Raw genomic sequence first — 26245 nt, 5'->3', positions numbered from 1 at the left:
ACACGGGAAACACTAATCGACTCCCGTCGGGGAGAGCCCCGGGCGACGGTTCGCCGCAGAGGTCAGGCGAGAATCGCCGATCCCCCGCTCGATCCGTACCCGCCGTCGCCGCGTGCGGTCTCGTCGAGTTCGTCGACCTCGACGAAGTCGGGCAGCTCGACGCGCTGCACGATCAGCTGGGCTATGCGGTCGCCCCGCGAGATGGAGATCGTCTGCTCCGGATCATGGTTGATCAGACAGACCTTGATCTCCCCGCGATAGCCCGCGTCGATGGTGCCGGGGGTGTTCACGACCGACAGGCCGGCCCGGGCGGCCAGTCCCGACCTCGGGTGGATCAGCCCCACGGTGCCGATCGGCAACGCCACGGCGATCCCGGTCCCGACGAGTTGACGGCGTCCGGCGGGCAGTTCGAGATCGATCGTCGAATAGAGATCGACCCCCGCGTCCCCGGGGTGCGCCCTGGTCGGCAGCGGTAGGTCGGGATCGAGGCGTCGGAGCGCGATCGGCGCCGGGTCAGCGGGGTGCGCAGGGGGGAGATCTGAGGCCACGCAGGCAGACTACGCTGGTCACGTGACCGCAGATCATTCGCCCGAGCGCCCCGGAGGACCCTCGGACGCCTCCCCCGCACCCACCGGGCGGAACGCCGGCGTCACCGACTCGACCGCCGATCTGTTCGACGAGCGCCTGTACGTGCCGTGGTGGTGGTGGTTGGCAGCCGTGGTCCTCACCGGCGTGGTGGGCTACGAGATCCAGCTGTCGGCGCGCGGCAGCGCCTGGAGCATCATCGGATACGTGGCCACCGGCGTGCTGTGCGTCGTGATGCTGTGGTCGATGAGCCGCACCCGCGTCCGGGTGACCGCGGATCGGGAGCTGCATGCCCACCGCGCGGTCCTGCCGCGCGCCGTCGTCGCGCGGGCGGCGACGGTCCCGGCGACCGCGAAGAGCGCCGCACTCGGGCGGCAGCTCGACCCGGCGGCCTATCTCGTGCACCGCTCCTGGGTGAAGACGATGGTCCTCATCGTGCTCGACGACCCCGACGACCCGACACCGTATTGGCTGGTGTCGACACGTCGGCCCGCCGAACTCCTTGCGGCGCTGGGCGTCGACGACGCCGCGGCCGACCGTCCCGCACCCACCGCCTGACCCGGGCACGACTTCCTACCCGAGACACGACGAAGGGGCCGCGCCGTATTCGGCGTCGGCCCCCTTCATCAGCTGTGACAGCTGGACTCAGTTCATCTCACGCGCAGTCGACGCAGATGAGCGAGCTTCCGTTCTCCTCGGCCAACCGGCTGCGGTGGTAGACGAGAAAGCAGCTGGTACAGGTGAACTCGTCGGCCTGCTTGGGGATGACACGCACGGACAGTTCCTCGCCCGAGAGATCGGCGCCCGGGAGTTCGAAGGACTCCGCGGTATCACTCTCGTCGACATCCACTGCCGAGGACTGCGCCTCGCTGCGTCGAGCCTTCAGTTCTTCGAGCGAGTCCTCGTTGAGGTCCTCGGTCTCCGTCCGTCGTGGCGCGTCGTAATCTGTAGCCATTCCTTGCCTAACTTGTCGAGAGTGTGAGGGGCGCTCACGGTGACGGCGCTGGCGTCGCCACCCGGTGTTATTGCGCACGACTCCGCCGGGATTGTCTTACCGATGGGGTCATTGCAACGTCGTCTCGGGCGAGATTCGTACCAGAGGATCAGACGTATTGCGTGATTTCGATCACGGTTTCATATCGGGCGCACCCCGGGTCTGGAAGCGCGGGCGCCCGAAGCGTAGTCGACACGCTATCGAAGGTCAATACCCGGGACCCAACTCGTCGGTAAGTTTCGGTTCGGCGCCCGATCCATGCCCCGGTACACCCCAGTCGTACTGCTCCCGGCGAGGCTCGCGGGGCACTGCGGGGTCACCCTCTACAGTGATCCGAGATCACGCAACGCCCAGTGAGGAGTCAGTCCACGGTGGTGTCGAAGATTACGGTCGGCTATCCGACCGACGAGCAGGGCCGACCCTACCGTCGGCGGCGCTACGCACCGGCGATCGTCACGGTCGTCGTCCTGATGGTCGTCGGCGTGGTGGTGTGGGCGGTTGCGCTGGGCGGCGGCGAGTCCGAATCCGTTCCGACAGCGTGCAATCAACCGACTCCGCCGACGTCGGTGGAAGCGGGCGCGCCACCTCCGCCGGCCCCGCCGAGCCTCACCGTCGTCGGACGGGACGAGATGCTCGGAGTCGCTCCGGCCCCGCTGTCGACCTTCGGCGTCCGCGTCCTCAACGCCTCCGACGAACGAGGCGCGGCCCGAACGGTGTCCGACGACCTGACCGCGCAGGGGTTCAGCCCGGTGCCGGACACGCCGTACGCCGATGACCCGGTCTATCCCAATCGGGATCTCAACTGTGTCGCACAGATCCGGTTCGGGCCGGCCGGTCGCGCGGCGGCGGCGGCCACGTGGCTGGCGTTCCCGTGCGCCCAGTTGGTCGACGACGGCCGGCGCGGTACGGCCGTCGACGTCGCACTCGGGGTCCACCACTCGGGTGGCGAGATGTCGCAGGACGCGCAGGCCGCCCTGGAGGCGCTGCGGTCGGCGGATCCGAAGAATCCGGCGAGTGGTGTCGACCCGGTCCTCGTCGAGGCCGTGCACTCCGCCCCCTGCTGACCTCCACACGCCGTGCGGCGGCCGCCGACCCCATGGCGAGACGCGGGAGGGCCGTCAGGTGAGCGGGCTGCGGGCGTCGAATTCGTCGAGCAGCGCGAGGAATTCGTCGGCCACCCCGGGCGCGACAGCGACGGTGATGTGACCCTCGTCGGCCCGTGAATCCGGTGGCGGAGTCTGGACGACGGCGCCGGCCTCGGCGGCGATCAGCCCGCCGGCGGCCCAGTCCCACGGGCTCAGACCGTGTTCGTAGTGGGCGTCGACCGCGCCGGCCGCGACCATGCAGAGGTCGAGGGCCGCGGCGCCGATGCGTCGGACGTCGCGGACACGTGGGAGCAGTTCGGCGACGATGCGTCCCTGCTGCCGGCGGCGCGCCGCGTCGTACCCGAAGCCCGTTGCGACGAGCGCGAGTTCGGCTCTGTCGACCGGATTGCAGCGGAGCGGCCGGCGTACCCCGGCGGAGTCCGCCGCCCACGCTCCCCCGCCGAGGGTCGCGCCGTACGTGACGTCGCGGGCGACGTCGACGACGACCCCGGCGACCGACTGTCCGTCGACCTGCGCCGCGATGGACACCGCGTAGGCCGGCACGCCGTACATGAAGTTGACGGTCCCATCGATCGGATCGACCACCCATCGGACACCGGACGGCACCGCCCGGCTCCCGCCGTCCTCCTCGCCCAGCACCTCGTCGTCGGGGCGCGCCTCACGGAGCAGTGAGCGGATCAGGCGTTCGGTCTCGGTGTCGGCGAGGGTGACCGGATCGGTTTCCGTCGACTTCGTCGACACGGGCTGCACTGCCGACTTCGTCGACACGGGCCGGACGGTGGAATCCACCGCGGCGGGCTGCGGCGGCTCGCCGTGTCCCGGTGTCGCACCGAACAATTCGGGCCGGCGGCGACGTACGTGCGCGGCGGCCTCCCGGGCCACGGCGCCGGCGACCGCGGCGAGCTCGTCCACCGGAATTGTCTGATCCACGCCCTCCATGTGAGCACATGGCCGGAGCGCACCACCGATCGCGGTGACCGATCTCTCCTCCCGGGTGGTCGAATCGTGTCGACATGCGTTGCGATGACGGGCGTTGCGCCGGTCGCGTGAATAGGCTGGTCTCGGATTGCCCCCACCCTCAGACACCGACCCGGACAGGGAGCCCCGCCATGACCGACACGTCCGTCCCCGGATCGTCCGACTCCGATTCCGCCGGCACCGATGATCCGACGCCTCCGACGAACCTCGGTTTCGGGGTTGACGTCGGCGGTTCCGGGATCAAGGGCGGCATCGTCGATCTCGACACCGGTGAACTCGTGGGCGAACGGTTCAAGGTGCTCACCCCGCAGCCCGCGACACCCGAGGCCGTGGCCCGGGGCGTCGCCGAGGTGGTCGCGCATTTCGACTGGACCGGCCCGGTGGGTGTCACCCTCCCCGGGGTCGTGACCGACGGGATCATGCGCACGGCGGCGAACATCGACAAGGCCTGGATCGGCACCGACGTCTACGACCTCTTCAGCGGACACCTCGGCGGTAGGCAGGTGTCGGTCCTCAACGACGCCGACGCCGCGGGTATGGCCGAGGACGCGTACGGCGCGGGCAAGGGCGTCGCGGGGGTCGTGATGCTGCTGACGTTCGGAACCGGTATCGGGTCGGCGATCCTGATCAACGGCACCCTCGTGCCCAACACCGAGCTCGGTCACCTACAGGTCGGCAAGAAGGAGGCCGAGCACCAGGCCTCTTCGCGTGTCCGCGAGGAGAAGGGCTGGTCGTACGAGAAGTGGACCGAGAAGGTCTCCGAGGTCCTCGAGACCTACGAGGCGCTGTTCTGGCCGAATCTCTTCATCGCCGGCGGCGGTATCAGCCGCAAGTCCGACAAGTGGATTCCTCTGCTGACCAACAAGACGCCCGTGGTACCGGCGACGCTGTTGAACACCGCCGGCATCGTCGGTGCGGCCATGGCCGTGTCCCAGGGGCTCAAGACCTGACGCCGCGCAGGGCGTGACCAGGGCTTTGACACACCGGGGACGGCGATGTCGTTACAATGGTCGTCACCGGTCATTCCAACCGAGAAACCAAGACCTCGTCCACGGCGGCTCATGCTGCCGTGTCGCGTCTGGTGACAGACGACAGAAGACACCACAGAAGACAGTTCGAAAGGTTGTACGTGGCAGCCATCACGACCCACCAGGGTGATGCAGAGGCCGAGTCGACGGAGTTGACCCCAGCCGCGACCGACGCCCCGGCGAAGCGAACCGCCAAGAAGGCTGCGAAGAAGACCGCCGCCCGCAAGGCCCCCGCCAAGAAGGCCGCGGCGAAGAAGGCCACCAAGAAGGCGGCGCCGAAGAAGGCCGCCAAGAAGGCCGCGTCCGCAGAGGGTTCCGGCGACGATCCGAACGCCGAGCCCGACGACCCGGACTCGATCGACGACATCGACGGTCCCGACGCCGAACTCGAGGACGTCGAGATCGACGACGACCTGGAGGTCGACGACGACTCCGAGGACGAGTCGGAGGACGACGACGAGTCCGAGGAGGCGACCGCGCCCGCCGCCGGCGGCGCAACCCCGGCCGCCGCGAAGGCCGCGTCCAAGGACGAGGCCGCCGCCGCGAAGTCCGGCGACTTCGTCTGGGACGAAGAGGAGTCCGAGGCGCTGCGTCAGGCCCGCAAGGACGCCGAGCTCACCGCCTCCGCCGACAGTGTCCGCGCGTACCTGAAGCAGATCGGCAAGGTCGCCCTCCTCAACGCCGAGGAAGAGGTCGAACTCGCCAAGCGCATCGAGGCCGGACTGTTCGCCACCGAACGTCTTCGGCGCATCATGGATGCCGGCGAGAAGCTCAGCACCGCCCAGAAGCGTGACCTCAACTGGATCTCCCGCGACGGCAACCGCGCCAAGAACCACCTGCTCGAGGCGAACCTGCGCCTCGTCGTGTCGCTGGCCAAGCGCTACACGGGCCGCGGCATGGCGTTCCTGGATCTCATCCAGGAGGGCAACCTCGGTCTGATCCGCGCGGTCGAGAAGTTCGACTACACCAAGGGCTACAAGTTCTCGACGTATGCCACCTGGTGGATCCGTCAGGCGATCACCCGCGCCATGGCCGACCAGGCCCGCACCATCCGTATCCCGGTGCACATGGTCGAGGTCATCAACAAGCTCGGTCGCATCCAGCGTGAACTCCTCCAGGACCTCGGCCGCGAGCCGACGCCGGAAGAACTCGCCAAGGAGATGGACATCACCCCGGAGAAGGTGCTGGAGATCCAGCAGTACGCCCGGGAACCCATCTCGCTGGACCAGACCATCGGCGATGAGGGCGACAGCCAGCTCGGCGACTTCATCGAGGACTCCGAAGCCGTCGTCGCGGTCGACGCGGTCAGCTTCACGCTGTTGCAGGATCAACTGCAGTCGGTGCTCGAGACCTTGTCCGAACGTGAGGCCGGCGTGGTCCGCCTCCGCTTCGGACTGACCGACGGCCAGCCCCGCACCCTTGACGAGATCGGGCAGGTCTACGGCGTGACCCGCGAGCGCATCCGTCAGATCGAGTCGAAGACGATGTCGAAGCTGCGCCACCCGTCGCGCTCGCAGGTCCTGCGTGACTATCTCGACTAGTCGGTGACGACAACACCCTGATCGCCCCCGGAACCTCACGGTTCCGGGGGCGATGTCGTTGTGTCATCCACATAGACATCGATCTGTCAATAGTTCTGCGCGCTCCGATTTGGACACGACCGGATTCTCGGGCTTTCGGGGACGCACTACATAGGATGGCGCGGTGACTTACGCAGTGACCGGGAGCAGACGCGGCGCCATGCTGGTGCGTCGTGCCACCGTCGACCTGCTGCGCACAGCATCGATGCTGTGTCTGTGACGCGACAGACCCCACCCGAGGGCGAGAACGCCACCTGCGATCCCCTCTTCCGCGTTCCACTTCGTCGCGGGCACCGAGTGCCTGCCCCAGCCTCGTCACGTCCCTGACGGCGTGACTTCCCGGAAAGACCCACTATGAGAACGATTGTCCTGATCGGCCTCGTCGGCTTCGCTGCTCAGCTCGTCGACGGCAGTCTCGGCATGGCTTATGGCGTCACCACCACGACCCTCCTCCTCGCCATCGGCACCAACCCGGCTGCCGCCTCGGCCACCGTGCACCTGGCCGAGATCGGCACCACGCTGGTCTCCGGCGTCTCGCACTGGAAGTTCGGGAACGTCGACTGGCGCGTCGTGCGCCGTATCGCGATCCCGGGAGCCATCGGCGCCTTCCTCGGCGCCACGATCCTGTCGAGTCTCTCCACCGAGACCGCTGCGCCGGTCATGGCCGTGATCCTGCTGCTGCTGGGGCTCTACATCCTGGTGCGGTTCACCTTCCAGGGCATCCCCCGCCACAACCTCGGCAAGCCGCTGCGCAAGCGATTCCTCAGCCCGCTCGGATTCGTCGCCGGATTCGTCGACGCCACCGGTGGCGGCGGTTGGGGTCCGGTCGGCACCCCGGCCATCCTGGCCAGCGGCCGTCTCGAGCCCCGCAAGGTGATCGGTTCGATCGACACGAGCGAGTTCATCATCGCCGTCGCCGCGAGCCTCGGCTTCCTGTTCAGCCTCGGTTCGCAGGGAATCAACTTCGCATGGGTCGCGGCCATCCTCGTCGGCGGCGTGATCGCCGCTCCGATCGCGGCCTGGCTCGTGCGTCACATCCCGCCACGTCTGCTCGGCGCCTCGGTCGGCGGCCTGATCGTCCTCACGAACACCCGCAGCCTGCTGAAGAGCGACTTCATCGACGCCCCCGGCTCGGTGCGCAACGTCTTCTACATCGTGATCGCCATCGCCTGGGCCGCGGCGTTCGCCTACTCGCTCCGCGAGTACCTGCGCGACCGGGAGAACGAGTCCTCCGACGCGGTCACCCATTTCCGCGAGGAGCAGGAAGAGGCGCTCGTGGGCGCCGAGGGCGCGGAACGCCCCGGCTCCGAGGGAACGTCGACGTCGGACATCCCGGCCGCCGAGTCCGCACCCGAACCCGATGCGGGTGCGAGCGGAACACACACCCCCACGCGGACGAGCTGACCGAACGACTCGTCCCGCGCACAACGCGTAGAGTGGTGCGACCCGGCCCCATGGCCGGGTCGCATTGCGTTCGGACGATCGTTGTTCAGTTGTTGCCTGGTGTAAACGGTGAGTGACGACACACCGAGAGCACCCTCGGAACAATACGAACGCCCCGAGCGTCTGACAGAGTGAGGTTGACGCATCGCCCGGATGTGTCGGCTCGAAGGGAAGGCGACCGGACACCCGGCGCCGGACCGGGACGGAGGAACGAACCATGACTGACATCGCCACCACAGCCCCGATCTACCTGCCGCTCACTGCCGCCGATCGCTGCGATCGCTGCGGCGCCGCAGCCAAGGTACGGGCCGTCCTGCCCAAGGGCGGCGAACTTCTCTTCTGCCGCCACCACTTCAACGAGCACGAGGCCCGCCTTGTCGAGTTGAGCGCCACCGTCGTCGAATCCGCCGGCGAGCTGGTCTGACACCTCCGACGATCGAACGCGGGCTTTCCCTACGCGCACAGAGCCCGGCCGGAACAATCCGGCCGGGCTCTGTCGTGTCCGGGGCCTGTTCCGGCCCGCCCGACCAGCGCCGCTGCGAAGCCTCTGTCAGCGCCACTCGCGCAGTGTCTATCAGCGCCACTCGCGCAGTGCGGCGATCCGTTCCTTCAGCTGATCGGCGCTCGCCATCGCGGTCGGCGGCCCGCCCAGCCGAGTCCGCAACTCGTTGTGCACCATGCCGTGTGGTTTGCCCGTGCGGTGATGATGCATCGCGACGAGCGTGTTCAGTTCCTTACGCAGGGCGTGCAGGTTCTCGCCGGTGGTTCCCGCCGGCCGGCCGGGAGTGGGCGGCTCGGCAGCCGACGATTCCGAGGACGACGCGACCGTCCGCGCCGTGACCTGTTCCTCCTGGCGTTTGCGCAGGAGAGCACGCACCTGGTCGGCATCGAGCAGCCCGGGCAACCCCAGATAGTCCGACTCCTCGTCGCTACCGGCGAACGTGGCCGTGCCGAACGAGGTGCCGTCGAAGATGACCTGATCGAGTTCGGCGTCGGCATGCAGCGACTGGAACTTCGGCTCGTCCTCCCCCGGCTCGTCCTCCTGCTTGTTGGCGTCGATCAGCAATTGGTCGTCGAGACCGTCGCTCTCACGGTGCGGCTTGCCCAGCACGTGATCGCGCTCGACCTCCATCTGGCTGGCGAGGTCGAGCAGCACCGGGACCGACGGCAGGAAGACGCTCGCGGTCTCACCCGGACGACGCGATCGCACGAACCGCCCGATGGCCTGGGCGAAGAACAACGGCGTCGACGAGCTGGTGGCGTACACACCCACGGCCAGGCGGGGGACGTCGACTCCCTCGGACACCATGCGGACCGCCACCATCCACTCGTCGGTGGACGCGGCGAACTGGCCGATCCTCGACGACGACTTCGGATCGTCGGAGAGCACCAGCGTCGGCGGCTTGCCGGTGATGGCGGTGAGGAGTTCGGCGTAGTCGCGGGCCGCGGTCTGATCGGTGGCGATGACCAGCCCGCCCGCATCCGGTGTGCCGGTCGCACGGAGCTGGCCCAGCCGCGTGTGTGCGGCGGTGAGGACCGCCGGAATCCAGTCGCCGTGGGCGTCCAGCGCGGTACGCCAGGCGCGGGTGGTGTGCTCCGCGGAGAGCGGTTCACCCAGCCGGGCGGTGTACTCCTCGCCCGCGCTGTCGCGCCAGCTGGCCTCACCGGAGTAGGCGAGGAACACGACCGGACGGACGACGCCGTCCTTCAGTGCGTCGGCGTAGCCGTAGGTGTGGTCGGCCTTGGAGCGCTGATGCCCGCCGGCCTCCGGTTCGTAGGTGACGAACGGGATCGGCGAGTCGTCGGAGCGGAAGGGTGTACCGGTCAGCAGGAGCCGGCGCTCGGCGTCGTCGAAGGCCTCCCGGATCGCCTCGCCCCACGACTTGGCATCGCCACCGTGGTGGATCTCGTCGAGGATGACCAGGGTGCGATAGTTCTCGGTGCGCACCCGGTGCCGGGCCGGATGGGCAGCCACCTGTGCATAGGTGACGACGACGCCGTGGAAGTCCGAGCTGGTCTGTCCGGCGGCGTTGGTGAACCGGGAGTCGAGCGCGATCCCGACCCGCGCGGCGGCCTCGGCCCATTGGTGTTTGAGGTGTTCGGTCGGGGCGACCACGGTGATCTTGTCGACGGTGCGGTCATCGAGGAGTTCGCGGGCGATACGCAGGCCGAACGTCGTCTTGCCGGCGCCCGGCGTCGCCACGGCGAGGAAGTCCTTCGGCTTCTGCGTCAGGTACTTGGTCAGCGCACGACGCTGCCAGGCGCGGAGCTGGAGTTTCGGGCCGGCGGTGGATCCGGAGGGTTCGGCTGACGTCACCTTCTGGGCTGCTCCTCCACGCGTGCGGGTTTCCGGCCGGACATGAAACGACCCCTCGCGTGCGGGGCCCGCGCCCGAGGGGACCCGCCAATGGTACCGCCGAAGCGCGACAGCTCCCGCATCCCGACACCGGGCCGCGGCGTCCGCCGCGACGGGCGCCCGTGGGCGATCCGAACGACTCGCCTGGTGACCCGGGTACCCAATCGGCCTCCCGATCGGGGATATTGAACACATCACAACGCGCAAGAGGAATCCGGTCCCACTGGCCGACGACCCGTCGTCGGTGGTTGCCGCGAGCCCGCCCGCCGTCCCGCCGGGTCCCGTGTCGACTGCGGTCACCGCGCCGATCGGCGACCCACTCGCCGATGTCGGGGCCGCGACCGAACCCCTGCGCGCGCCGCTGCGGTCCGCCCCGGCGTCCGGGGACGTCGAAGTCCTCCGCGGCGCGAAGGGGTCGACCGAACCGGACGCTGGGTCGGAGAAGACCGGGAACGACGATCCGGAACGAACCGAGGCGGCGTCCGGACCGGGCCTGCCGGTCCTGCCGAACATCCATCGCGTGGTCTGGCGCACCATCGTCAAGTCCTGGGACGACGGGATCATCGGCTGGGCCGCACAGGCCGCGTTCTGGCAGGCGCTGTCGCTGCCGCCGCTGCTGCTCGGTCTGCTCGGCTCGGTCGGTTACGTCGCCGGCTGGTTCGGCCCCGACACCGTCGACGTCGTCTACGCCCGCATCATCGACCTCGCCGGCCGGACCTTCACCCCCACGGTCGTCGACGACCTGATCACCCCGACGGTCGACAGCGTGCTCGGGCGCGGCCGGATCGGCCTCATGTCGGTCGGGTTCGTCATCTCATTGTGGGCGGGATCGTCGGCCGTCTCGTGCTTCATCGCCTCGATCGCGCACGCACACGACCAGCACGAGGTCCGACACCCGGTGTGGCAGCGGTTCTTCGCGCTGTTCCTCTACGTCGGCTTCCTGAGCGTCGCGGTGTTCCTGCTGCCCCTCGTCGCGCTCGGACCGAACTATCTGCGGGCGATCGTGCCGGAGTCGTGGGGATCGTTCGTCACCACCCTCATCGACTACGGCTACTTCCCGTTCGTCGCCGTCCTCCTGCTGTTCGTCCTGACGACGCTCTACCACCTCGCGCTGCCCAATCCCCTGCCGTGGCATCGGCTCATCGGCGGGGCGATCGTGGCCGGCGTGTTCTTCTGGGTCGCGAGCTACGTGCTGCGCATCTATCTGACCAAGATCACCGAGGCCGGGGTCTCCTACGGGGCGCTGGCCACACCGATCGCGTTCCTGCTCTTCACGTTCTCACTGGGCTTCGGCATCGTGATCGGCGCCGAGTTCAACGCGGCCGTGCAACAATTCTGGCCCGCGAAGGCGTCGACCACCACGCAGGTCCGGCACTGGGTGAACTCCCAGACCTCCGACTTCACCGGCCAACTCCGGACCCTGCCCGACCGGCTGTCCTCCGGCCCGATTCGCCGGCAGGCGCGGCACCGCGACCGCGGCTGACCGGCGATGCCCGCCGATCAGCCGCCTCGCGTCACTTGCGCATCTTGTTGTAGATCTTCTTGCACTTCGGGCAGACCGGCGACCCGGGCTTGGCCGACCGCGTGACCGGGAAGGTCTCGCCGCAGAGGGCGACGACATGATTACCCATGACCGCACTCTCGGCGATCTTGTTCTTCTTCACGTAGTGGAAGAACTTGGGGCGATCGTCGTCACCCCGGTCGGTCGCGTCGGCATCGGGACGCTCGTCGGTCTTGGTGTCGGACCATTCGTCGAGGTCCGGGCGTTCGATGGTTTCGGTTCCCATTCGTCCATTGTGCGTCACAACCGGGCCGACGGAACACCCGAGTGCACATTCACCCCGCTCGCTACGCTCCCGGCGGCGGGACCCGATTCGCCCCGCTCGCTACGCTCCCGGCGGCGGGTGCAATAGACCGACAAAAGGAGGACAGTGGAGAGGGTGTTCGAACAAAGGGAATCCATGGGTGAGTCCGGTCGCGGACAGCACGGCCGCAACAGCACGTCGCCGCACGTCGACGAGCACGGACATCCCGCGTCGAAACGTCCGGGCGCCGAGGCCTACCTGATCACCGACGCACCGGACTCGCTCGAGGCCCAGCACCGGGCGCGTGTGCGTAAGTACCTGTTCCTCATGGCTTTCCGCGTGCCGGCGCTCGCCATCGCCGGTATCGCCTACGGCATCACCGGGTCCGGACTACTGGCGCTGGCCATCGTCGCGATCTCCATCCCGCTGCCATGGGCGGCGGTCCTCATCGCCAACGACCGTCCGCCGCGCAAGCGCGGCGAGATCCCCCAGTACAAGTACGGCGCCGACCATCACGTCGTCGGACCCCCGGCACTGACCGACACCGGCACCGACCACCAGCTGTCGCGCACCATCGACGGGCAGGTCGTCGATCCCGACGACCCCCGCGCCTGACACCTCCGGACCAGACGGGTCGGCACCGCGGTCCCCGCGTTCCCTCGGGTTCCCTCGGGTTCCCCCGCGCGCGACATCTCAGCAACTTCTCAGCCGGTTGTCTGGTCGCGAAAAAGAATGCGCAGGTCACCAAGCCTCGGCGAGGTTTGCTCCGAACCACTCTCGGGAACTATCGCCCACACAAGGGCGTTGGACCCAGTGAACGCACTCAAGTCAGGAGGCCGCATGTCACGCTCGACAGTTGCACGTTCGACCCCGACCAAAGGTTTCGCCGAAGTCACCCCTCCGGGTACTCGGCCGGCGATGACCGAACAGGATCTCGACGCCCAGTCTCCAGCGGCGGATCTGGTCCGTGTCTATCTGAACGGAATCGGTCGCACCGCCCTTCTCAACGCGGAGCAGGAGGTCGAACTCGCCAAGCAGATCGAGGCCGGGCTCTACGCCAAACACGTTCTGGCCAACAAGAAGCGGCTGTCCGCAGCCAAGAAGCGTGACCTGGCGGTCATCGTCCGTGAAGGCGAGGCCGCCCGGGCCCACCTGCTCGAGGCGAACCTCCGCCTGGTCGTCTCGCTGGCCAAGCGCTACACCGGCCGCGGCATGCCCCTCCTCGACCTGATCCAGGAGGGCAACCTCGGTCTGATCCGGGCGATGGAGAAGTTCGACTACGCCAAGGGCTTCAAGTTCTCGACCTACGCCACCTGGTGGATTCGTCAGGCGATCACCCGCGGAATGGCGGACCAGAGCCGCACGATCCGGCTCCCCGTCCATCTCGTGGAGCAGGTCAACAAGCTGGCCCGCATCAAGCGCGAGCTGCACCAGCAGCTCGGCCGCGAAGCGACCGACGACGAGCTGGCCAACGAATCGGGCATCCCCGCGGAGAAGATCGCCGACCTGCTCGACCACAGCCGCGATCCGGTCAGCCTTGACATGCCGGTGGGCAGCGACGAGGAAGCCCCCCTGGGCGATTTCATCGAGGACGCCGAGGCCACCTCCGCCGAGAACGCCGTCATCGCCGGCCTGTTGCACTCCGACATCCGCGCCGTCCTGGCGACGCTGGACGAGCGCGAGCAGCAGGTCATCCGGATGCGCTACGGCCTCGACGACGGCCAGCCGCGCACCCTGGATCAGATCGGCCGCATGTTCGGGCTGTCGCGCGAGCGCGTGCGTCAGATCGAGCGCGAGGTCATGGGCAAGCTCCGCCACGGCGACCGTGCCGAGCGCCTGCGCGCCTACGCCAGCTGAGCGTCCCCGCACGCTCAGCCGCCTCCTTCACTGAGTCCACTCGGTCACCCGAGTCGCCTGGGTCCGGTGTCCCGCCTGTCGGGCACCGGGCCCACGCGTATCCGGGCATTGAGAACGGCCGCGCCGTCGACCGAGGCCAGGATCGGATCGCAGACCACCTCCCGGACCTCCGGGATGTCGTCGGTGAGCGTCGAGATCCGCAGCAGCAGATCGGCGAGCGCCTCCTTGTCGGCGGGCTCCTCCCCGCGGTAGCCCGACAGCAGCGGTGCCGAACGCGGCTCCTCGATGAGCTCGCGCGCGTCGAGCTCGGACAGCGGGACGGCGCGGTAACCGTGATCGCCCAGCAGATCGAAGGTCCGCCCGGACAGACCGAACGACATCACCGAACCGAACGACGGATCGTCGCGCACCCGGATGACCGTGCCGACGCCCTTCGGCGCCATCTTCTGTACGTGCAGCACGCGGTCGCCGGTGAGTTCGGTCAGTTCGGCGAACGCCGTCACCACCGTCGTCGCGTCGGGTAGGTCCAGGCGCGCGCCCTCGCGATCGAGACGACCGCGCCACTTGTCCGACGTCGCCTTCACCGCCACCGGGAGCCCGAGTTCACGGGCCGCCGCGGATGCCTCGTGCATCGTCGTCACCTCGCGGAACGGGACCACGTCGATCCCGTACCAGCGCAACAGCTTCGCCGACTCCACATGCCCCAGCAACCGTTCGGCGGGACGACCGGTCGCACCGTCACCGACCATCGCCTCGCGCACGAACATCCGCGCGGCCTCGGGATCGGTGCCGTCGGGACGGTGGACCACCGATTCCGGCCGCAGGCGCCACCGGGCGTACTGCCACGCCCTCGCCAGTGAGGCGGCAGCGCGCTCGGGCGAGCCGTACGACGGAATCGAACCCTTGGTCGGCATGCCGTTCGGACCGGGCCGGGTCAACCCCGGCGGGATGCCGTCGACGGCGAGGAAGGTCGTGACGATCGGCTTGTCGGCGTCGGCGTCGGGAGTGTTGGCCGCCGCCATGAGCGCCCGGGCGTGCCAGTCGGCGCCGACCGCGACCGGCGGCACGAACACGACGATGATCCCGTCCACGCCCGGGTCGGCCATCGCCGCCGAGACCGTCGACTCGAACTCCTCCTCCGAGGCGCCGGCACCGAGATCGACGGTGTCGACGACCTCGAGGCCGCCGTTGCGCGCGGTGTCGGCCGCCAGGCTGCCCAGCACCGACGAATTGCCGATGATGCGGACGCGCGGGCCGCGCGGCAGCGGCTGGTAGGCGAACACGGCCGCGCAGTCGAACAACTCGGGGATCGTGTCCACCTGGATGACGCCGGCCTGTTCGAGCATCATGCGGGCGATCTGGTCGTCGAGGGTGGCCGCCGAGCGCGCCGCCCGGACCGGCGTCATCGCACCCCGGCCGGATTTGACCGCGATGATCGGCTTCGAGCGTGAGACCCGCCGCGAGATCCGGGAGAACTTGCGCGGGTTACCGAAGCTCTCCAGGTAGAGCAGGATGACGTCGGTGGTGGCGTCGGTGTCCCAGTACTGCAGGAGGTCGTTGCCGGACACGTCCGCGCGGTTGCCGGCCGAGGCGAACGTCGACAGGCCGATCTGGCGACGGGCCGCGGTGTCGAGGATCGCGATGCCCAGGGCGCCCGACTGACAGAAGAACCCGACCCGGCCGGCGGCCGGGATGCGCGGCGCCAGGGTCGCGTTGAGCGCGACCGCCGGGTCGTTGTTCGCAACGCCCAGCGCGTTCGGCCCGACCAGTCGCATCCCGTGCTCGCGGACCTGGGCGACCAGGCGGCGCTCGTTCTCGAGGCCCTCCTCCTCGCCGGACTCGCCGAAGCCCGACGACACCACGACGAGCGTGCGCACACCCTTGACCAGGCAGTCGTCGAGCACGTCGTCGACGCGCGCGGCCGGCACCGCGACCACCGCGAGGTCGACGGGGTCGGGGATGTCGCGGACGGTCTCGTAGGCCCGGATCCCCCGCACCGACGGCGGTCGTTCCCGGGTGCGACGACGCGCCGGCGTCGGTTCGCGGCCGACACCGGGCCGTCCCGGCTCGGGCTCCTCCTCGACCCGGGCGGGGCCGTTGACCGGGAACACCGGCCCGGTGAATCCCCCGGCGATGATGTTGGCCAACAGGGCGTTTCCGACCTTGTTCGGGTCGGTCGAGGCCCCGATCACCGCGACCGAGGCGGGTCGCAGCAGATTGGCGACGCTGCGGGCCTCCGACGCGCGTTCACGGGCGTTGCGCACCGACAGCAGCGCCTCGGTGGGGTCGATGAGGAACTCGACGTGCACGGTCGAGCCGTCGAAGCTCCGTGCGAGTTGATACCCCGCGTCGCGGAACACCGCGACCATGTTCGGGTTCTCGCTGAGGACCTCGGCCTCGAAACGGGTGAAACCGTTCTCCGCCGCCGCACCGGCCAGGTGTTCGAGCAGGATGGGTCCGAGGCCGCGGCCCTGGTGTTCATCGGCGACGACGAACGCCACCTCGGCCGATTCGGGTTTGCCGTCGAAGCCGAGACCCTCGTAGATGCCGACCGCGATGATCTCGCCCCCGAGTTCGGCGACGATCGCGACACGCTGCTGGTGGTCGACGGTCGTCATCCGGGCCACCTCGCGCGGCGGCAGGGTCGGAGTCGGACCGAAGTACCGCATGTACCGGGTGCGCTCGGACAGCTTGGAGTGGAAGGCCACGATGCGGTCGGCGTCGTCGGGCACGATCGGTCGCAGGTGCACGACGCCGCCATCGGAGGCCAGCACATCGGCGATCCAGTGCCGCGGATAGTCCCACGGGCTACGCGGTTCCGGCTGATCGGCCATCGCGGGAGTGTCTGCGGGCGCGGTGGCGTCGGCGGTCGAGGTGTCGTCAGTCACGGGGGTCCTCCGGGTCGAGACCGTGGAGCGGGTAGACCGCGCGTCGGGTGGCGAGGATCGCGCGGTCGGTCTGGCGTTGGGCGTTGGCCGCGACACCCTCGGGTGGTTCCTGGCCGGCGTCGCCGGCCCACGGCTGGTAGTCGACGATGCCCCCGTCGCCCATGACCCGAACGGGCGGGGCGGCGTAGTCGGAGTGCACCTGCTCGGAGATCTGTTCGGCTGTGGCACACCAGGATTCGTCGATGACCGACGACACGTCGACCTCGCGACCGAGGGCGACGCCCAGCAGATGCGTCCAGCTGCGCGGCACCACGTTGACGACGCCGTAGCCACCGCCGCCGACCGCGATCCAGCGGCCCTCGCAGTACTTGGCGGCGAGGTCGCGCATGGCGATCATCGCCGCCCGCTGTCCGTCGACGGTGAGCGAGAGGTCGGTCAGCGGATCGGCGCGGTGGCTGTCGGCACCGCACTGGCTGACGATGATCTGCGGCCGGAACTCGGCGATCAGCGACGGCACCACGGCGTGGAAGGCGCGCAGCCACAACCGGTCCTCGGTGTTGGGCATGAGGGCCAGGTTGACCGCGCTGCCCGCCGCGTCGCCGTCCCCGACCTCGGTCGGCCATCCGGTGCCGGGCCACAGGGTCGCCGGGTGCTGGTGCAGCGAGACCGTCATCACCCGCGGGTCGGCGGCGAACTCGACCTGGACGCCGTCGCCGTGGTGGGCGTCGACGTCGATGTAGGCGATGCGGTCGAAGCCGTGGTCGAGCAGATACCTGATCGCGATGGCGCAGTCGTTGTAGATGCAGAATCCGGCGGCGCGCGAACGCATCGCATGATGCATGCCGCCGCCGATGTTGACCGCTCGCGTCGCCGCCCCGGAGACGACCGTCTGCGCCGCGGCCAGCGTGCCGCCGACGAGCAGGCGCGCGGCCTCGTGCATCCCGGTGAAAACCGGGTTGTCGGCGTCGCCGAGGCCGAACAACCGCTCGAGCAACGGCCCCGACAGCGACGCCGTCCCCGAACCGACCGCACGGACCGCGTCGATGTAGTCGCGGCTGTGGACGACGGTCAGGGCGTCGTCGTCGATGGCCTGCGGCGGGATCGTCTCGACGTCGTCGAGGACTCCGAGGCTCTGCGCGAGGGTCATCGTGAGGGCGAGTCGGACCGGGTTCATCGGGTGCGTGTGGGCCCATCGGTAGGACAGGAAGTCCTCGCTCCAGATGACGGCCGTCGTCATCGGGCGCTCGTAGTGTTGATCACGACCTCAGGCTAGTGGTACACATCGCGCAGCGGCCACGGATGTCGCGTCGGACACGAGTGCGCGCCACGTACCGCCGCCCCGGGACTCCCCGGTCGCGGTGAGATCGCGGTCACCACTCCCGAAGAGGGTAATCTTGGCGGGGACGAAAGGGATTGCGCACAGTGAACGACCTGGTTGACACCACCGAGATGTACTTGCGAACGATCTACGATCTCGAAGAAGAGGGCATCGTGCCGCTGCGGGCGCGGATCGCCGAGCGTCTGGACCAGTCCGGTCCCACCGTGTCGCAGACCGTTGCCCGCATGGAGCGCGACGGCCTCCTCCGGGTCGCCGGGGACCGACACCTCGAACTGACCGACCGCGGACGCACGCTCGCCGTCGCGGTGATGCGCAAGCATCGCCTCGCCGAACGCCTTCTGGTCGACGTCATCGGAATGCCCTGGGATCAGGTCCACGAGGAGGCCTGCCGCTGGGAGCACGTGATGAGTGAGAACGTCGAACGCCGCCTGCTCGCGGTCCTCGAATACCCGACGACCTCGCCCTACGGAAACCCCATCCCGGGACTGGAGTTGCTGGGCGTGGAGGTGCCGAGCTCCGACGACGGCGCCACCCGCCTCGCCGACCTCCCGCCGGGTGAGACGGTGCCGGTCATCGTGCGTCGCCTGTCCGAACACGCCCAGTCCGACACCGAACTGATCGGCGCGCTGCGCGAGGCGGGCGTGGTTCCCAACGCCCGTGTGACGGTGTCGAACACGGCCGGCACGATCACGATCGACACACCCGGTCACGACGGCCTCGAACTTTCGTCCGACATGGCGCACTCGCTGTTCGTCGAGAAGGTCGTCGAAAAGGTCTGACACAGCAAAGGTCTGACACAGCAAGGTCTGCAGTGGTCACCCGGCGGTACGCAGTGTCGCCGCCGGGATGACGACGCCGAGGCGTTTCGCGGCGTCGTAGGACTTCTCGATGGTGCCCCACAGCCTGGCCGGGCGGACACCGGCCCGCAGGGCGGTGTCGAGCAGCGTGGCCAGGTGGTCGGTGTCCGTGCCCGCAAGCGCGACGTCGAGGGCGACACCGGTGTAGGCGCCATCCCCGCCGATGTAGTGCAGATGCGCGAGAAGTGTTGCGGCGGTGGACCGTCCGCGTCCGGTCAGCCGCCGGGTGAGTTCTCGCCAGAGGTGTTCGGCGGCTCCCCGGAGTTCGGTGACCGACAGGGCGAGCGCGGCGTCGCGGACGTCGGGGCGCAGGATCGCCTGTTCCAGTCGGTCCAATTCGCCACAATCCAGTGGTTGTTCCGTTTCGATCATCGCGCTGATGACCAGGTCGAGTGCGCGCGTCGAGGCCTCGACGTCCTCCTCGTCGGGATCGAACAAGTCGAGATCGCTCTGATCCAGGTCGATGCCCCGGCATGCCCGACAGTCCGGCAGCGGACGTCCCGGACCGCATTCGCCGTCGAGCGGTTCGAGCATCGTCCGCATCTCCGAGCGCCGGGCGAGAATCCGCCGTCCCGAACGCACCGCCTCCGCGACCGCGGTCGGACTCGTGTGCGGATCGTCGAGTTGTCCGGCCGACCCCGCGGACACGTCGACCGACCAGGCTCGGTCCTCCGGACACCAGATGGTCGACCAGTGCACGCCGGCATCGAAGCCCGGCACCACGAACCCGGCGGCCACACCACCGACATCGCCGAAGTACCGGTCGCTCATTGCGAGGATCCGCCGATAACGACGGTCGTCCGCCGGGTAGCGGTCATCGGCGATCACGACCAGGATCTCCTCGATGCCGTAGGTGGACGTGATCTCACCAAGTCCGGCGAGGACGACGACCAGTTCGCGCGTGGGGCTGCCGTCGGGCGCGAGGGCGAGGTCGTGCCGCATGGTCGCGTTCACCGTGCGGTCGCCGGCGACGGCGATCGCGATGATCGACCGCTCGGGGACGAACCCCAGTCGAGCGGGGATCGAGGTGAGCAGCGTCGTCGGGTCGTGGGGGCCATGCGGTGGCGGTTCGAGGATCTGCATGGCGACAGCGTCACCCGTGGCCGAGCCGCTCGAACGGCGGTCGACACACGCTGTGGACAACCAGGAGAGGTCATCCACAGGGCGGTACTGGTCAGCCGAACGCGGCCGCGAGCGCCTTTCCGAACAGCGTGTCGAGCGCGGCGGACGCTTCGGGAGGTACGGGACCTGCTGCGGGCCAACGGTATTCGGTGTACACCCGGACGCCGTCCCGCTCGCCGAGCAGCGTGAGAGCGCTCGTGGTGGACGGGACACCGCCGCCGGTCACGATCGTGCGGCGGAGCGTCGCGGTGTCGACCCCGTCCGGCGCCGGCGGCGGGGGCAGCACCTCGGTGGTGATCGTCGAGGACGCCCCGAACGTGGTCGTGGTGGTCTCGGGGCAGCGCTCGGCCAACTCGACCACGTCGTCGAGCGGCGTCTCGACACCGGCCACGACCGAGGTGAGGGTGGCCCGCTCCCCCGGGCCGGGACCCAGGAACGCGACCGCTCCGTCCGCGGGGACGGACGCGGGTGCACACTCCGGCGGCGACACCTCGGTGCCCGCCTGTCCGGGCATCGGCGCCCCGGTCACGTCGGCCAGGGCGTTCGCGACCGCCGACGTCGGGATGGGACTCGCGGCGCCGTCCGGGAAGTCCGCGGCCTCGACCGATCGCGCGGACAGGTCCGGACTCGACGGCTCCGGCTGACCGCCGACGGAGCAGGCGGACACGAGCGCCGCGGCGACGAGACCGGCCACCGTGCCGGGAACGAGGCGGCCGGGCAGGGACAGGCGCAGTCGGGGCGCATGCGGCTCGATCACAACGGTCTACTGTGCCACCGGCGTCTTCGCCAGGTGTCGAGGACACACCCCTGGGGAACAACAAAACAGGAACACCAACGGGGGGAATCACCGGTGTGTCGCGGTGGTTGCACCGAGGCGAGTGGCCATCGCCGGGTGCGGTGCGAGACAATGGACGTTCAGCTGTCTCTTCCGGGACAGCTGCCAGCAGAAGGAGGGACGACGTGGACGAGCAGCCCGCGCGCAACGACGCGCTGTATGAACTCGCCTTTCCCGCTCCGCAGGTGACCCGGCCCGACGGCACGGGTCCGGTACTGATCCACGCGCTCGAGGGCTTCGCCGACGCCGGGCACGCGGTCGCGCTGGCCGCGACGCACCTCCGCGACAGCCTCGAGTCCGAGTTGGTCGCGACCTTCTCCTCCGACGAGCTGATGGATTACCGGTCACGCCGGCCGACCATCTCGTTCAGCGGCGAGACCTTCACCGACGTCGAGATGCCGACGCTGGCGCTGCACGCGATCCGCGACAACTCGGGCAAGGGTTTTCTCCTGCTCGCCGGTTCCGAACCCGACCTCCGGTGGGAGCAGTTCGTCGACGCGGTCCGACGCCTGAGCGACGGACTCGGCGTCACCGATGTCATCGGCCTCAACGCGATCCCAATGGCCGTGCCACACACCCGACCGCCGTCGATCACGGCGCACGGCAGTGATCCCGACGCCCTCGGTGACCTGCCCCGGTGGGGATCGGCGATGAAGCTGCCCGCCAGCGCGTCGATGCTCCTCGAGTTGCGGATGGGCGAACACGACTACCGTGCGTCGGGCCTGTCGGTACATGTCCCGCACTATCTCGCGCAGACCAACTACCCGGCGGCGTCCGCACGCCTGCTGGCGGCGGTCGCCGAGCTCGCCGGACTCGACCTCCCTCTTGCCGCTCTCGACAGCGCCGCCGAGAAGGTGCGCGCACAGGTGGACAACGAGGTCGAGGGCAACTCGGAGATCGAGTCCGTGGTGGCGGCGCTGGAGACCCAATACGACACGTTCACCCAGGCCGCGCAGGAACGCTCGTCGCTGCTCGCCGCCGAGGAATCGCTGCCCAGCGGTGACGAACTCGGCGCCGAACTCGAACGGTTCCTGGCCGAGCAGACCGGCGACGGCGAGGCCGGCCCCGGCGGGGACGAGGGTCCGCGATCACCGATCTGATCCCGGACACAGCACCGATACCCGCGCCGCACGTCCTGGTCCCCACCGACGACGAGGACACCGCACTCGAGCGGTACACCGAGTGGTGGACGGGACGCGGCCTCGACCTCTACCCGCATCAGGAGGAGTCGCTTCTCGAGCTCCTCGCCGGCAGCCACGTGATCCTGGCGACGCCGACCGGCTCGGGCAAATCACTCGTCGCGGCGGGCGCGCTGTACTTCGCGCGCTGCCGCGGCGAGCGTGCGTTCTACACCGCACCCATCAAGGCGCTCGTCAGCGAGAAGTTCTTCGAGCTGTGCGCCATGTTCGGCGCCGACCAGGTCGGACTGCTGACCGGCGACGCCGCGGTCAACGCCGACGCGCCCATCGTGTGTGCGACCGCCGAGATCGTCGCCAACCTCGCCCTCGCCGCCGGCGGTGCGAGCGACATCGGCACCCTCGTCGCCGACGAGTTCCACTACTACGGCGAACCCGACCGCGGTTGGGCCTGGCAGGTCCCGCTCATCGAATTGCCGTCGACGCAGTTCCTGCTGATGTCGGCGACGCTCGGCGACGTGTCGTTCTTCGTCGACGACCTGACCCGGCGCACCGGACGCGAGACGGTCGAGATCACCGGCGCCGAGCGTCCGGTCCCCCTGGACCATGCCTACGCGATGACCCCGATCCACGAGACGATCGAGGAGCTCGTCGACCGGGGACGGGCGCCCATCTACGTGGTGCACTTCACCCAGGCCGCCGCGGTGGAGCGCGCGCAGGCGCTGCTCAGCGTCCGGATCTGCGACAAGGCGGAGAAGGCGGCGATCGCCGAGGCGATCGGCGACTTCCGGTTCTCCACCGGCTTCGGCAACACGCTGTCCAAACTGCTGCGCGCCGGTATCGGCGTCCACCACGCCGGGATGCTCCCCCGTTACCGCCGTCTGGTCGAACGTCTTGCGCAGCAAGGGCTGCTGAAGGTGATCGCCGGCACCGACACCCTCGGCGTCGGCATCAACGTGCCGATCCGCACGGTCCTGTTCGCGGCCCTGAGCAAATACGACGGACGGCGGGTCCGTCGCCTGCGGGCACGCGAGTTCCATCAGATCGCCGGCCGGGCCGGGCGCGCCGGTTTCGACACGATCGGCTACGTCGTCGCGCAGGCTCCCGACCACGACGTGGAGAACGCCCGTGCGGTGGCCAAGGCCGGCGACGATCCCAAGAAGCTCCGAAAGCTGGTGCGCAAGAAGCCTCCCGAGGGTTTCGTCTCGTGGGGGGAGAAGACCTTCCTCCAGCTCGTCGATGCGCCCGACGAGCCCCTGCGCAGCCACTTCCAGATGACGACGGCCATGCTCCTCGAGGTACTCGGCCGACCGGGCGACTGTTTCGCCGCGGTCCGCCACCTTCTCGAGGACAATCACGAACCGCGCGACCGCCAGCTGCGCACCATCAAGCACACTATCGAGCTCTATCGGGGGCTCCGGGACGCGGGCATCGTCGTGCAACTCGCCGAACCCGACGACACCGGCCGGCACATCGCCCTGAGCGTGGACATGCCGGAGAACTTCGCGTTGACCAACCCGCTGTCCGCCTTCGCGCTGGCGACGTTCGAGATCCTCGACCCCGAGTCGTCCACTCACGCACTCGATGTGGTCTCCATCCTCGAATCGACCCTGGAGAACCCGCGACCGCTGCTGCTGGCCCAGCGCAAGGTCGCGCGCGACGCCGCGATCGCGGAGATGAAGGCCGACGGCATCGAGTACGAGGAGCGGATGTCGCGCCTGGAGGAGATCACCTGGCCGCAGCCGCTGGCCGAGGAGATCTACGCCGCGTTCGACATCTATCGTCGCGGGCACCCGTGGGTGTCGTCGTTCCCGCCGGCGCCGAAGTCGGTGCTCCGCGAGATGCTGGAGAAGGCCATGACCTTCACCGAGCTGATCTCCGCGTACGGGCTGGCGCGCAGCGAGGGCGTGCTGCTGCGCTATCTGTCGGACTGCTATCGCGTTCTCCGGCAGGGCGTTCCGACGAGCGTCGTGACCCCCGAGATCGAGCGGATCGTCGAGGAGCTGGGCACCATGGTCCGCGAGGTCGACTCGAGTCTCGTCGACGAGTGGGAGGCTCTCGCCGCACAGGCGGCCGCGGCCGAGATGGCCGGCGGCACGGTCTAGAGCGCGGTCACGGCACCGGTCGCGCCGACGAGATCGCCGATGAGAGAGCCCAGTTCGCGGTAGGCCTCGTCGTGGCGCGCGGACGCCCGGAAGACCAGGCCGATCCGCCGCCCCGGCCGCGGGGCCGCGAAGGTCGCGGTGGCCAGATCACCCGACGCCGTCTCGGAGGCCACCGCCGTCTGCGGGATGAGCGTCACGCCGAGTCCGCCGACGACGCAGTGCACCGCGGTGGTCAGCGAGGCGGCCCGGGTCTGACCCAGATCGGGCCGCACGCCCGCGAGCCGGCACACCTCGAGCGCCTGATCGCGCAGACAGTGCCCCTCGTCGAGGAGGAGGAGCGGCAGGTCGGCGAGCGCGGTGGGATCGACGCGGCGGCGTCCGGCCAGCGCGTGACCGGACGGGAGTGCGAGAACGAAATCCTCACGATAGATGGGAACTTCGACGATGCCGGGCATGTCGACGGGGAGAGCGAGCAGCGCGACGTCGAGCGTGCCGGTGCGCAGTTGTTCGATGAGGCGGGCGGTCTGTTCCTCCACCACCCGGGGTACGAGGTCCGGGAGCCGTTGCCCGAGTCCGCGCAGCAGCGTCGGCAGGACGTAGGGCGCCACCGTGGGGATGACCCCCAGCCGCAGCGGCCCGCTGAGCGGTCGGCCCGTTCCGGCGGCCGCCGAGGTGAACTCGTCCATGGCCTCGGTCACCGCGATCGCTCGCGGGAGGAGTTCGTCACCCTCGGCGGTCAACAGGACACGCCGCGTGGTGCGTTCGACGAGGGTCACCCCGAGACCGGACTCCAACGCCGACAACGCCTGCGACAGCGATGGCTGACTGACACCGAGATCGGCTGCCGCAGTGCCGAAGTGGCGTCGATGCGCGAGTGCGACGAAGGCACGCAACCCGGCCATGGTCGGCTGATAAGTTCTATCGGACATGCTTATCAGTGTAGTGCTAGTAATCACGTTTCGTTTTCGACCGTAATCCGGCACGATGGTACCTGTACGTCGCGAAACTCATTCGCGCGCAGATTCCGTACATTCACCAGCTGAAGGAGCGATACATGGCCCTGCTCACCATCGGTGACCAGTTCCCTGCCTACAACCTCACCGCCGTCATCGGTGGCGACCTCAGCAAGGTCAATGCCCAGCAGCCCGACGACTACTTCACCACCGTGTCGTCCGACGATCACCCCGGTCAGTGGCGCGTCGTGTTCTTCTGGCCCAAGGACTTCACCTTCGTGTGCCCGACCGAGATCGCCGCGTTCGGCAAGCTGAACGACGAGTTCGCCGACCGCGACACCCAGGTGCTCGGCGCCTCGGTGGACAACGAGTTCGTCCACTTCCAGTGGCGCGCACAGCACGAGGACCTCAAGACCCTCCCGTTCCCGATGCTGAGCGACCTCAAGCGCGAACTCGCCACCGCCGCAGGCGTTCTCAATGCCGACGGCGTCGCCGACCGCGCCACCTTCATCATCGACCCGAACAACGAGATCCAGTTCGTGTCGGTCACCGCGGGCTCCGTGGGCCGCAACGTCGACGAGGTCCTGCGCGTCCTCGACGCACTGCAGTCCGACGAACTGTGCGCCTGCAACTGGAAGAAGGGTGACCCGACGATCGACGCCGGCGAGCTCATGACGGCCGGCGTCTGAGAGGAGAACAGATGAGCATCGACAACCTGAAGGAAGCACTTCCCGAGTACGCCAAGGACCTCAAGCTCAACCTCGGTTCGATCAGCCGCACCACCGCGCTGACCGAGGAGCAGCTCTGGGGAACCCTGCTGTCGACCGCTGCCGCCACGCGAAACGCCAAGGTGCTCAGCGAGATCGCCGACGAGGCCGCCGACACGCTGTCCGCCGAGGCCTACAACGCCGCGCTCGGGGCCGCGTCGATCATGGGGATGAACAATGTGTTCTACCGGGGTCGCGGCTTCCTCGACGGCAAGTACGACGACCTGCGTCCGGGCCTGCGGATGAACATCATCGGCAACCCCGGCGTCGACAAGGCCGCTTTCGAGCTGTGGTCGTTCGCGGTGTCCTCGATCAATGGCTGCGGTCATTGCGTCGCCGCGCACGAGAACACCCTGCGCGAGGCCGGCGTCGACCGTGAGGCGATCCTCGAGGCGCTCAAGGTCGCGTCGATCGTCAGCGGTGTCGCCCAGGCAATCGCGACCACCGAGGTGCTCGCCAACGCCTGATCCGTCGCATGTGAGACGACGACGGGGCCCGGCAAGTACGACGA

24 protein-coding genes are annotated in these 26245 nt (G+C 68.9%); 14 read left to right on the top strand and 10 right to left on the bottom strand.

Annotated features, from left to right (window positions below; translation table 11 throughout):
* Positions 1-62 precede the first annotated feature (62 nt).
* Complete coding sequence (gene dut / locus M4D77_RS13135) at positions 63-548, bottom strand: dUTP diphosphatase (RefSeq protein ID WP_058250222.1); 486 nt, start codon at positions 546-548, stop codon at positions 63-65.
* 22 nt (positions 549-570) lie between these two features.
* Between dut and M4D77_RS13130 the strand changes: the two genes are divergently transcribed.
* Entirely contained in the window at positions 571-1143 is a 573-nt protein-coding gene (locus M4D77_RS13130; protein WP_058250221.1) for a DUF3093 domain-containing protein, read from the top strand.
* A gap of 97 nt (positions 1144-1240) precedes the next feature.
* Here M4D77_RS13130 and M4D77_RS13125 read toward each other — a convergent pair whose 3' ends face one another.
* Entirely contained in the window at positions 1241-1540 is a 300-nt protein-coding gene (locus M4D77_RS13125) for a DUF4193 domain-containing protein (RefSeq protein ID WP_004018846.1), read from the bottom strand.
* A gap of 410 nt (positions 1541-1950) precedes the next feature.
* On the opposite strand from M4D77_RS13125, the gene cei reads away from it, so the two are divergent.
* On the top strand, positions 1951-2643 hold the full coding sequence (gene cei / locus M4D77_RS13120) for an envelope integrity protein Cei (RefSeq protein ID WP_259936376.1): 693 nt from the start codon (positions 1951-1953) through the stop codon (positions 2641-2643).
* Positions 2644-2697: 54 nt separating this feature from the next.
* Here cei and M4D77_RS13115 read toward each other — a convergent pair whose 3' ends face one another.
* Positions 2698-3624 carry an inositol monophosphatase family protein gene (locus tag M4D77_RS13115; protein ID WP_259936375.1) on the bottom strand — a complete coding sequence of 309 codons (927 nt, stop codon included), beginning with the start codon at positions 3622-3624 and terminating at the stop codon, positions 2698-2700.
* Positions 3625-3794: 170 nt separating this feature from the next.
* Here M4D77_RS13115 and ppgK point away from each other — a divergent pair, with 170 nt between their 5' ends.
* The 4 genes from ppgK (at position 3795) to M4D77_RS13095 (ending at position 8138) form a co-directional block, all read left to right on the top strand.
* Positions 3795-4613, top strand: coding sequence for a polyphosphate--glucose phosphotransferase (gene ppgK / locus M4D77_RS13110; protein WP_259936374.1), 819 nt, complete (start codon positions 3795-3797; stop codon positions 4611-4613).
* Positions 4614-4669: 56 nt separating this feature from the next.
* Positions 4670-6232 (top strand): RNA polymerase sigma factor, encoded by a 1563-nt coding sequence (locus M4D77_RS13105; protein ID WP_259936373.1) that lies wholly within the window; start codon positions 4670-4672, stop codon positions 6230-6232.
* Positions 6233-6625: 393 nt separating this feature from the next.
* Positions 6626-7675, top strand: coding sequence for a sulfite exporter TauE/SafE family protein (locus M4D77_RS13100; RefSeq protein ID WP_068970903.1), 1050 nt, complete (start codon positions 6626-6628; stop codon positions 7673-7675).
* A 256-nt stretch (positions 7676-7931) separates the two neighbouring features.
* Entirely contained in the window at positions 7932-8138 is a 207-nt protein-coding gene (locus M4D77_RS13095) for a hypothetical protein (RefSeq protein ID WP_004018852.1), read from the top strand.
* Between the two features lie 150 nt (positions 8139-8288).
* Here the strand turns inward: M4D77_RS13095 and M4D77_RS13090 are convergent, their stop codons facing one another.
* A complete protein-coding gene (locus M4D77_RS13090; protein ID WP_159370683.1) occupies positions 8289-10031 on the bottom strand; it encodes a DEAD/DEAH box helicase in 1743 nt (580 codons plus the stop codon).
* Between the two features lie 283 nt (positions 10032-10314).
* Here M4D77_RS13090 and M4D77_RS13085 point away from each other — a divergent pair, with 283 nt between their 5' ends.
* Complete coding sequence (locus M4D77_RS13085; protein ID WP_065628901.1) at positions 10315-11553, top strand: YihY/virulence factor BrkB family protein; 1239 nt, start codon at positions 10315-10317, stop codon at positions 11551-11553.
* A gap of 31 nt (positions 11554-11584) precedes the next feature.
* On the opposite strand, the gene M4D77_RS13080 is transcribed toward M4D77_RS13085, so the two are convergent.
* Positions 11585-11857, bottom strand: coding sequence for a DUF3039 domain-containing protein (locus M4D77_RS13080; protein ID WP_058250213.1), 273 nt, complete (start codon positions 11855-11857; stop codon positions 11585-11587).
* 174 nt (positions 11858-12031) lie between these two features.
* Between M4D77_RS13080 and M4D77_RS13075 the strand changes: the two genes are divergently transcribed.
* Positions 12032-12490, top strand: coding sequence for a DUF3099 domain-containing protein (locus M4D77_RS13075; RefSeq protein ID WP_259936372.1), 459 nt, complete (start codon positions 12032-12034; stop codon positions 12488-12490).
* Between the two features lie 303 nt (positions 12491-12793).
* A complete protein-coding gene (locus M4D77_RS13070) occupies positions 12794-13732 on the top strand; it encodes a sigma-70 family RNA polymerase sigma factor (protein ID WP_171011532.1) in 939 nt (312 codons plus the stop codon).
* A 44-nt stretch (positions 13733-13776) separates the two neighbouring features.
* Here M4D77_RS13070 and M4D77_RS13065 read toward each other — a convergent pair whose 3' ends face one another.
* On the bottom strand, positions 13777-16566 hold the full coding sequence (locus M4D77_RS13065; RefSeq protein ID WP_240199188.1) for a bifunctional GNAT family N-acetyltransferase/acetate--CoA ligase family protein: 2790 nt from the start codon (positions 16564-16566) through the stop codon (positions 13777-13779).
* A gap of 46 nt (positions 16567-16612) precedes the next feature.
* Positions 16613-17857 carry an acetoin utilization protein AcuC gene (locus M4D77_RS13060; RefSeq protein WP_259936371.1) on the bottom strand — a complete coding sequence of 415 codons (1245 nt, stop codon included), beginning with the start codon at positions 17855-17857 and terminating at the stop codon, positions 16613-16615.
* A 185-nt stretch (positions 17858-18042) separates the two neighbouring features.
* On the opposite strand from M4D77_RS13060, the gene M4D77_RS13055 reads away from it, so the two are divergent.
* Entirely contained in the window at positions 18043-18738 is a 696-nt protein-coding gene (locus M4D77_RS13055) for a metal-dependent transcriptional regulator (protein ID WP_065628906.1), read from the top strand.
* Positions 18739-18774: 36 nt separating this feature from the next.
* Here M4D77_RS13055 and M4D77_RS13050 read toward each other — a convergent pair whose 3' ends face one another.
* On the bottom strand, positions 18775-19899 hold the full coding sequence (locus M4D77_RS13050) for a DUF4192 domain-containing protein (protein WP_159370680.1): 1125 nt from the start codon (positions 19897-19899) through the stop codon (positions 18775-18777).
* 91 nt (positions 19900-19990) lie between these two features.
* Positions 19991-20695, bottom strand: coding sequence for a hypothetical protein (locus M4D77_RS13045; protein ID WP_396266582.1), 705 nt, complete (start codon positions 20693-20695; stop codon positions 19991-19993).
* Between the two features lie 203 nt (positions 20696-20898).
* On the opposite strand from M4D77_RS13045, the gene M4D77_RS13040 reads away from it, so the two are divergent.
* Complete coding sequence (locus tag M4D77_RS13040) at positions 20899-21873, top strand: proteasome assembly chaperone family protein (protein WP_205333976.1); 975 nt, start codon at positions 20899-20901, stop codon at positions 21871-21873.
* Between the two features lie 17 nt (positions 21874-21890).
* Complete coding sequence (locus tag M4D77_RS13035; protein WP_189340021.1) at positions 21891-24014, top strand: RNA helicase; 2124 nt, start codon at positions 21891-21893, stop codon at positions 24012-24014.
* Here the strand turns inward: M4D77_RS13035 and M4D77_RS13030 are convergent.
* Positions 24011-24943 carry a hydrogen peroxide-inducible genes activator gene (locus M4D77_RS13030; RefSeq protein WP_247451979.1) on the bottom strand — a complete coding sequence of 311 codons (933 nt, stop codon included), beginning with the start codon at positions 24941-24943 and terminating at the stop codon, positions 24011-24013. The genes M4D77_RS13035 and M4D77_RS13030 overlap by 4 nt on opposite strands.
* Before the next feature lie 125 nt (positions 24944-25068).
* On the opposite strand from M4D77_RS13030, the gene M4D77_RS13025 reads away from it, so the two are divergent.
* Positions 25069-25656: a peroxiredoxin gene (locus M4D77_RS13025; protein WP_058250204.1), complete on the top strand. Its 588-nt coding sequence runs from the start codon at positions 25069-25071 to the stop codon at positions 25654-25656.
* Between the two features lie 11 nt (positions 25657-25667).
* Positions 25668-26201, top strand: coding sequence for an alkyl hydroperoxide reductase (locus tag M4D77_RS13020; protein WP_065628910.1), 534 nt, complete (start codon positions 25668-25670; stop codon positions 26199-26201).
* Positions 26202-26245: the final 44 nt, after the last annotated feature.

The sequence above is a fragment of the Gordonia sp. p3-SID1431 genome (assembly GCF_025143765.1).
Lineage (GTDB): Bacteria > Actinomycetota > Actinomycetes > Mycobacteriales > Mycobacteriaceae > Gordonia > Gordonia hongkongensis.
This window is presented reverse-complemented; position numbering and strand designations above follow the sequence as displayed.

Coding starts and splice junctions, on each gene's coding strand:
- M4D77_RS13030 (WP_247451979.1), bottom strand. CDS start 24,943: ATGTCCGATAGAACTTATCAGCCGACCATGGCCGGGTTGCGTGCCTTC.
- M4D77_RS13115 (WP_259936375.1), bottom strand. CDS start 3,624: ATGGAGGGCGTGGATCAGACAATTCCGGTGGACGAGCTCGCCGCGGTC.
- M4D77_RS13105 (WP_259936373.1), top strand. CDS start 4,670: ATGGTCGTCACCGGTCATTCCAACCGAGAAACCAAGACCTCGTCCACG.
- M4D77_RS13050 (WP_159370680.1), bottom strand. CDS start 19,899: ATGCAGATCCTCGAACCGCCACCGCATGGCCCCCACGACCCGACGACG.
- M4D77_RS13080 (WP_058250213.1), bottom strand. CDS start 11,857: ATGGGAACCGAAACCATCGAACGCCCGGACCTCGACGAATGGTCCGAC.
- M4D77_RS13095 (WP_004018852.1), top strand. CDS start 7,932: ATGACTGACATCGCCACCACAGCCCCGATCTACCTGCCGCTCACTGCC.
- M4D77_RS13070 (WP_171011532.1), top strand. CDS start 12,794: ATGACCGAACAGGATCTCGACGCCCAGTCTCCAGCGGCGGATCTGGTC.
- M4D77_RS13060 (WP_259936371.1), bottom strand. CDS start 17,857: ATGACGACGGCCGTCATCTGGAGCGAGGACTTCCTGTCCTACCGATGG.
- ppgK (WP_259936374.1), top strand. CDS start 3,795: ATGACCGACACGTCCGTCCCCGGATCGTCCGACTCCGATTCCGCCGGC.
- M4D77_RS13025 (WP_058250204.1), top strand. CDS start 25,069: ATGGCCCTGCTCACCATCGGTGACCAGTTCCCTGCCTACAACCTCACC.
- M4D77_RS13125 (WP_004018846.1), bottom strand. CDS start 1,540: ATGGCTACAGATTACGACGCGCCACGACGGACGGAGACCGAGGACCTC.
- M4D77_RS13065 (WP_240199188.1), bottom strand. CDS start 16,566: ATGGCCGATCAGCCGGAACCGCGTAGCCCGTGGGACTATCCGCGGCAC.
- M4D77_RS13075 (WP_259936372.1), top strand. CDS start 12,032: ATGGGTGAGTCCGGTCGCGGACAGCACGGCCGCAACAGCACGTCGCCG.
- M4D77_RS13100 (WP_068970903.1), top strand. CDS start 6,626: ATGAGAACGATTGTCCTGATCGGCCTCGTCGGCTTCGCTGCTCAGCTC.
- M4D77_RS13020 (WP_065628910.1), top strand. CDS start 25,668: ATGAGCATCGACAACCTGAAGGAAGCACTTCCCGAGTACGCCAAGGAC.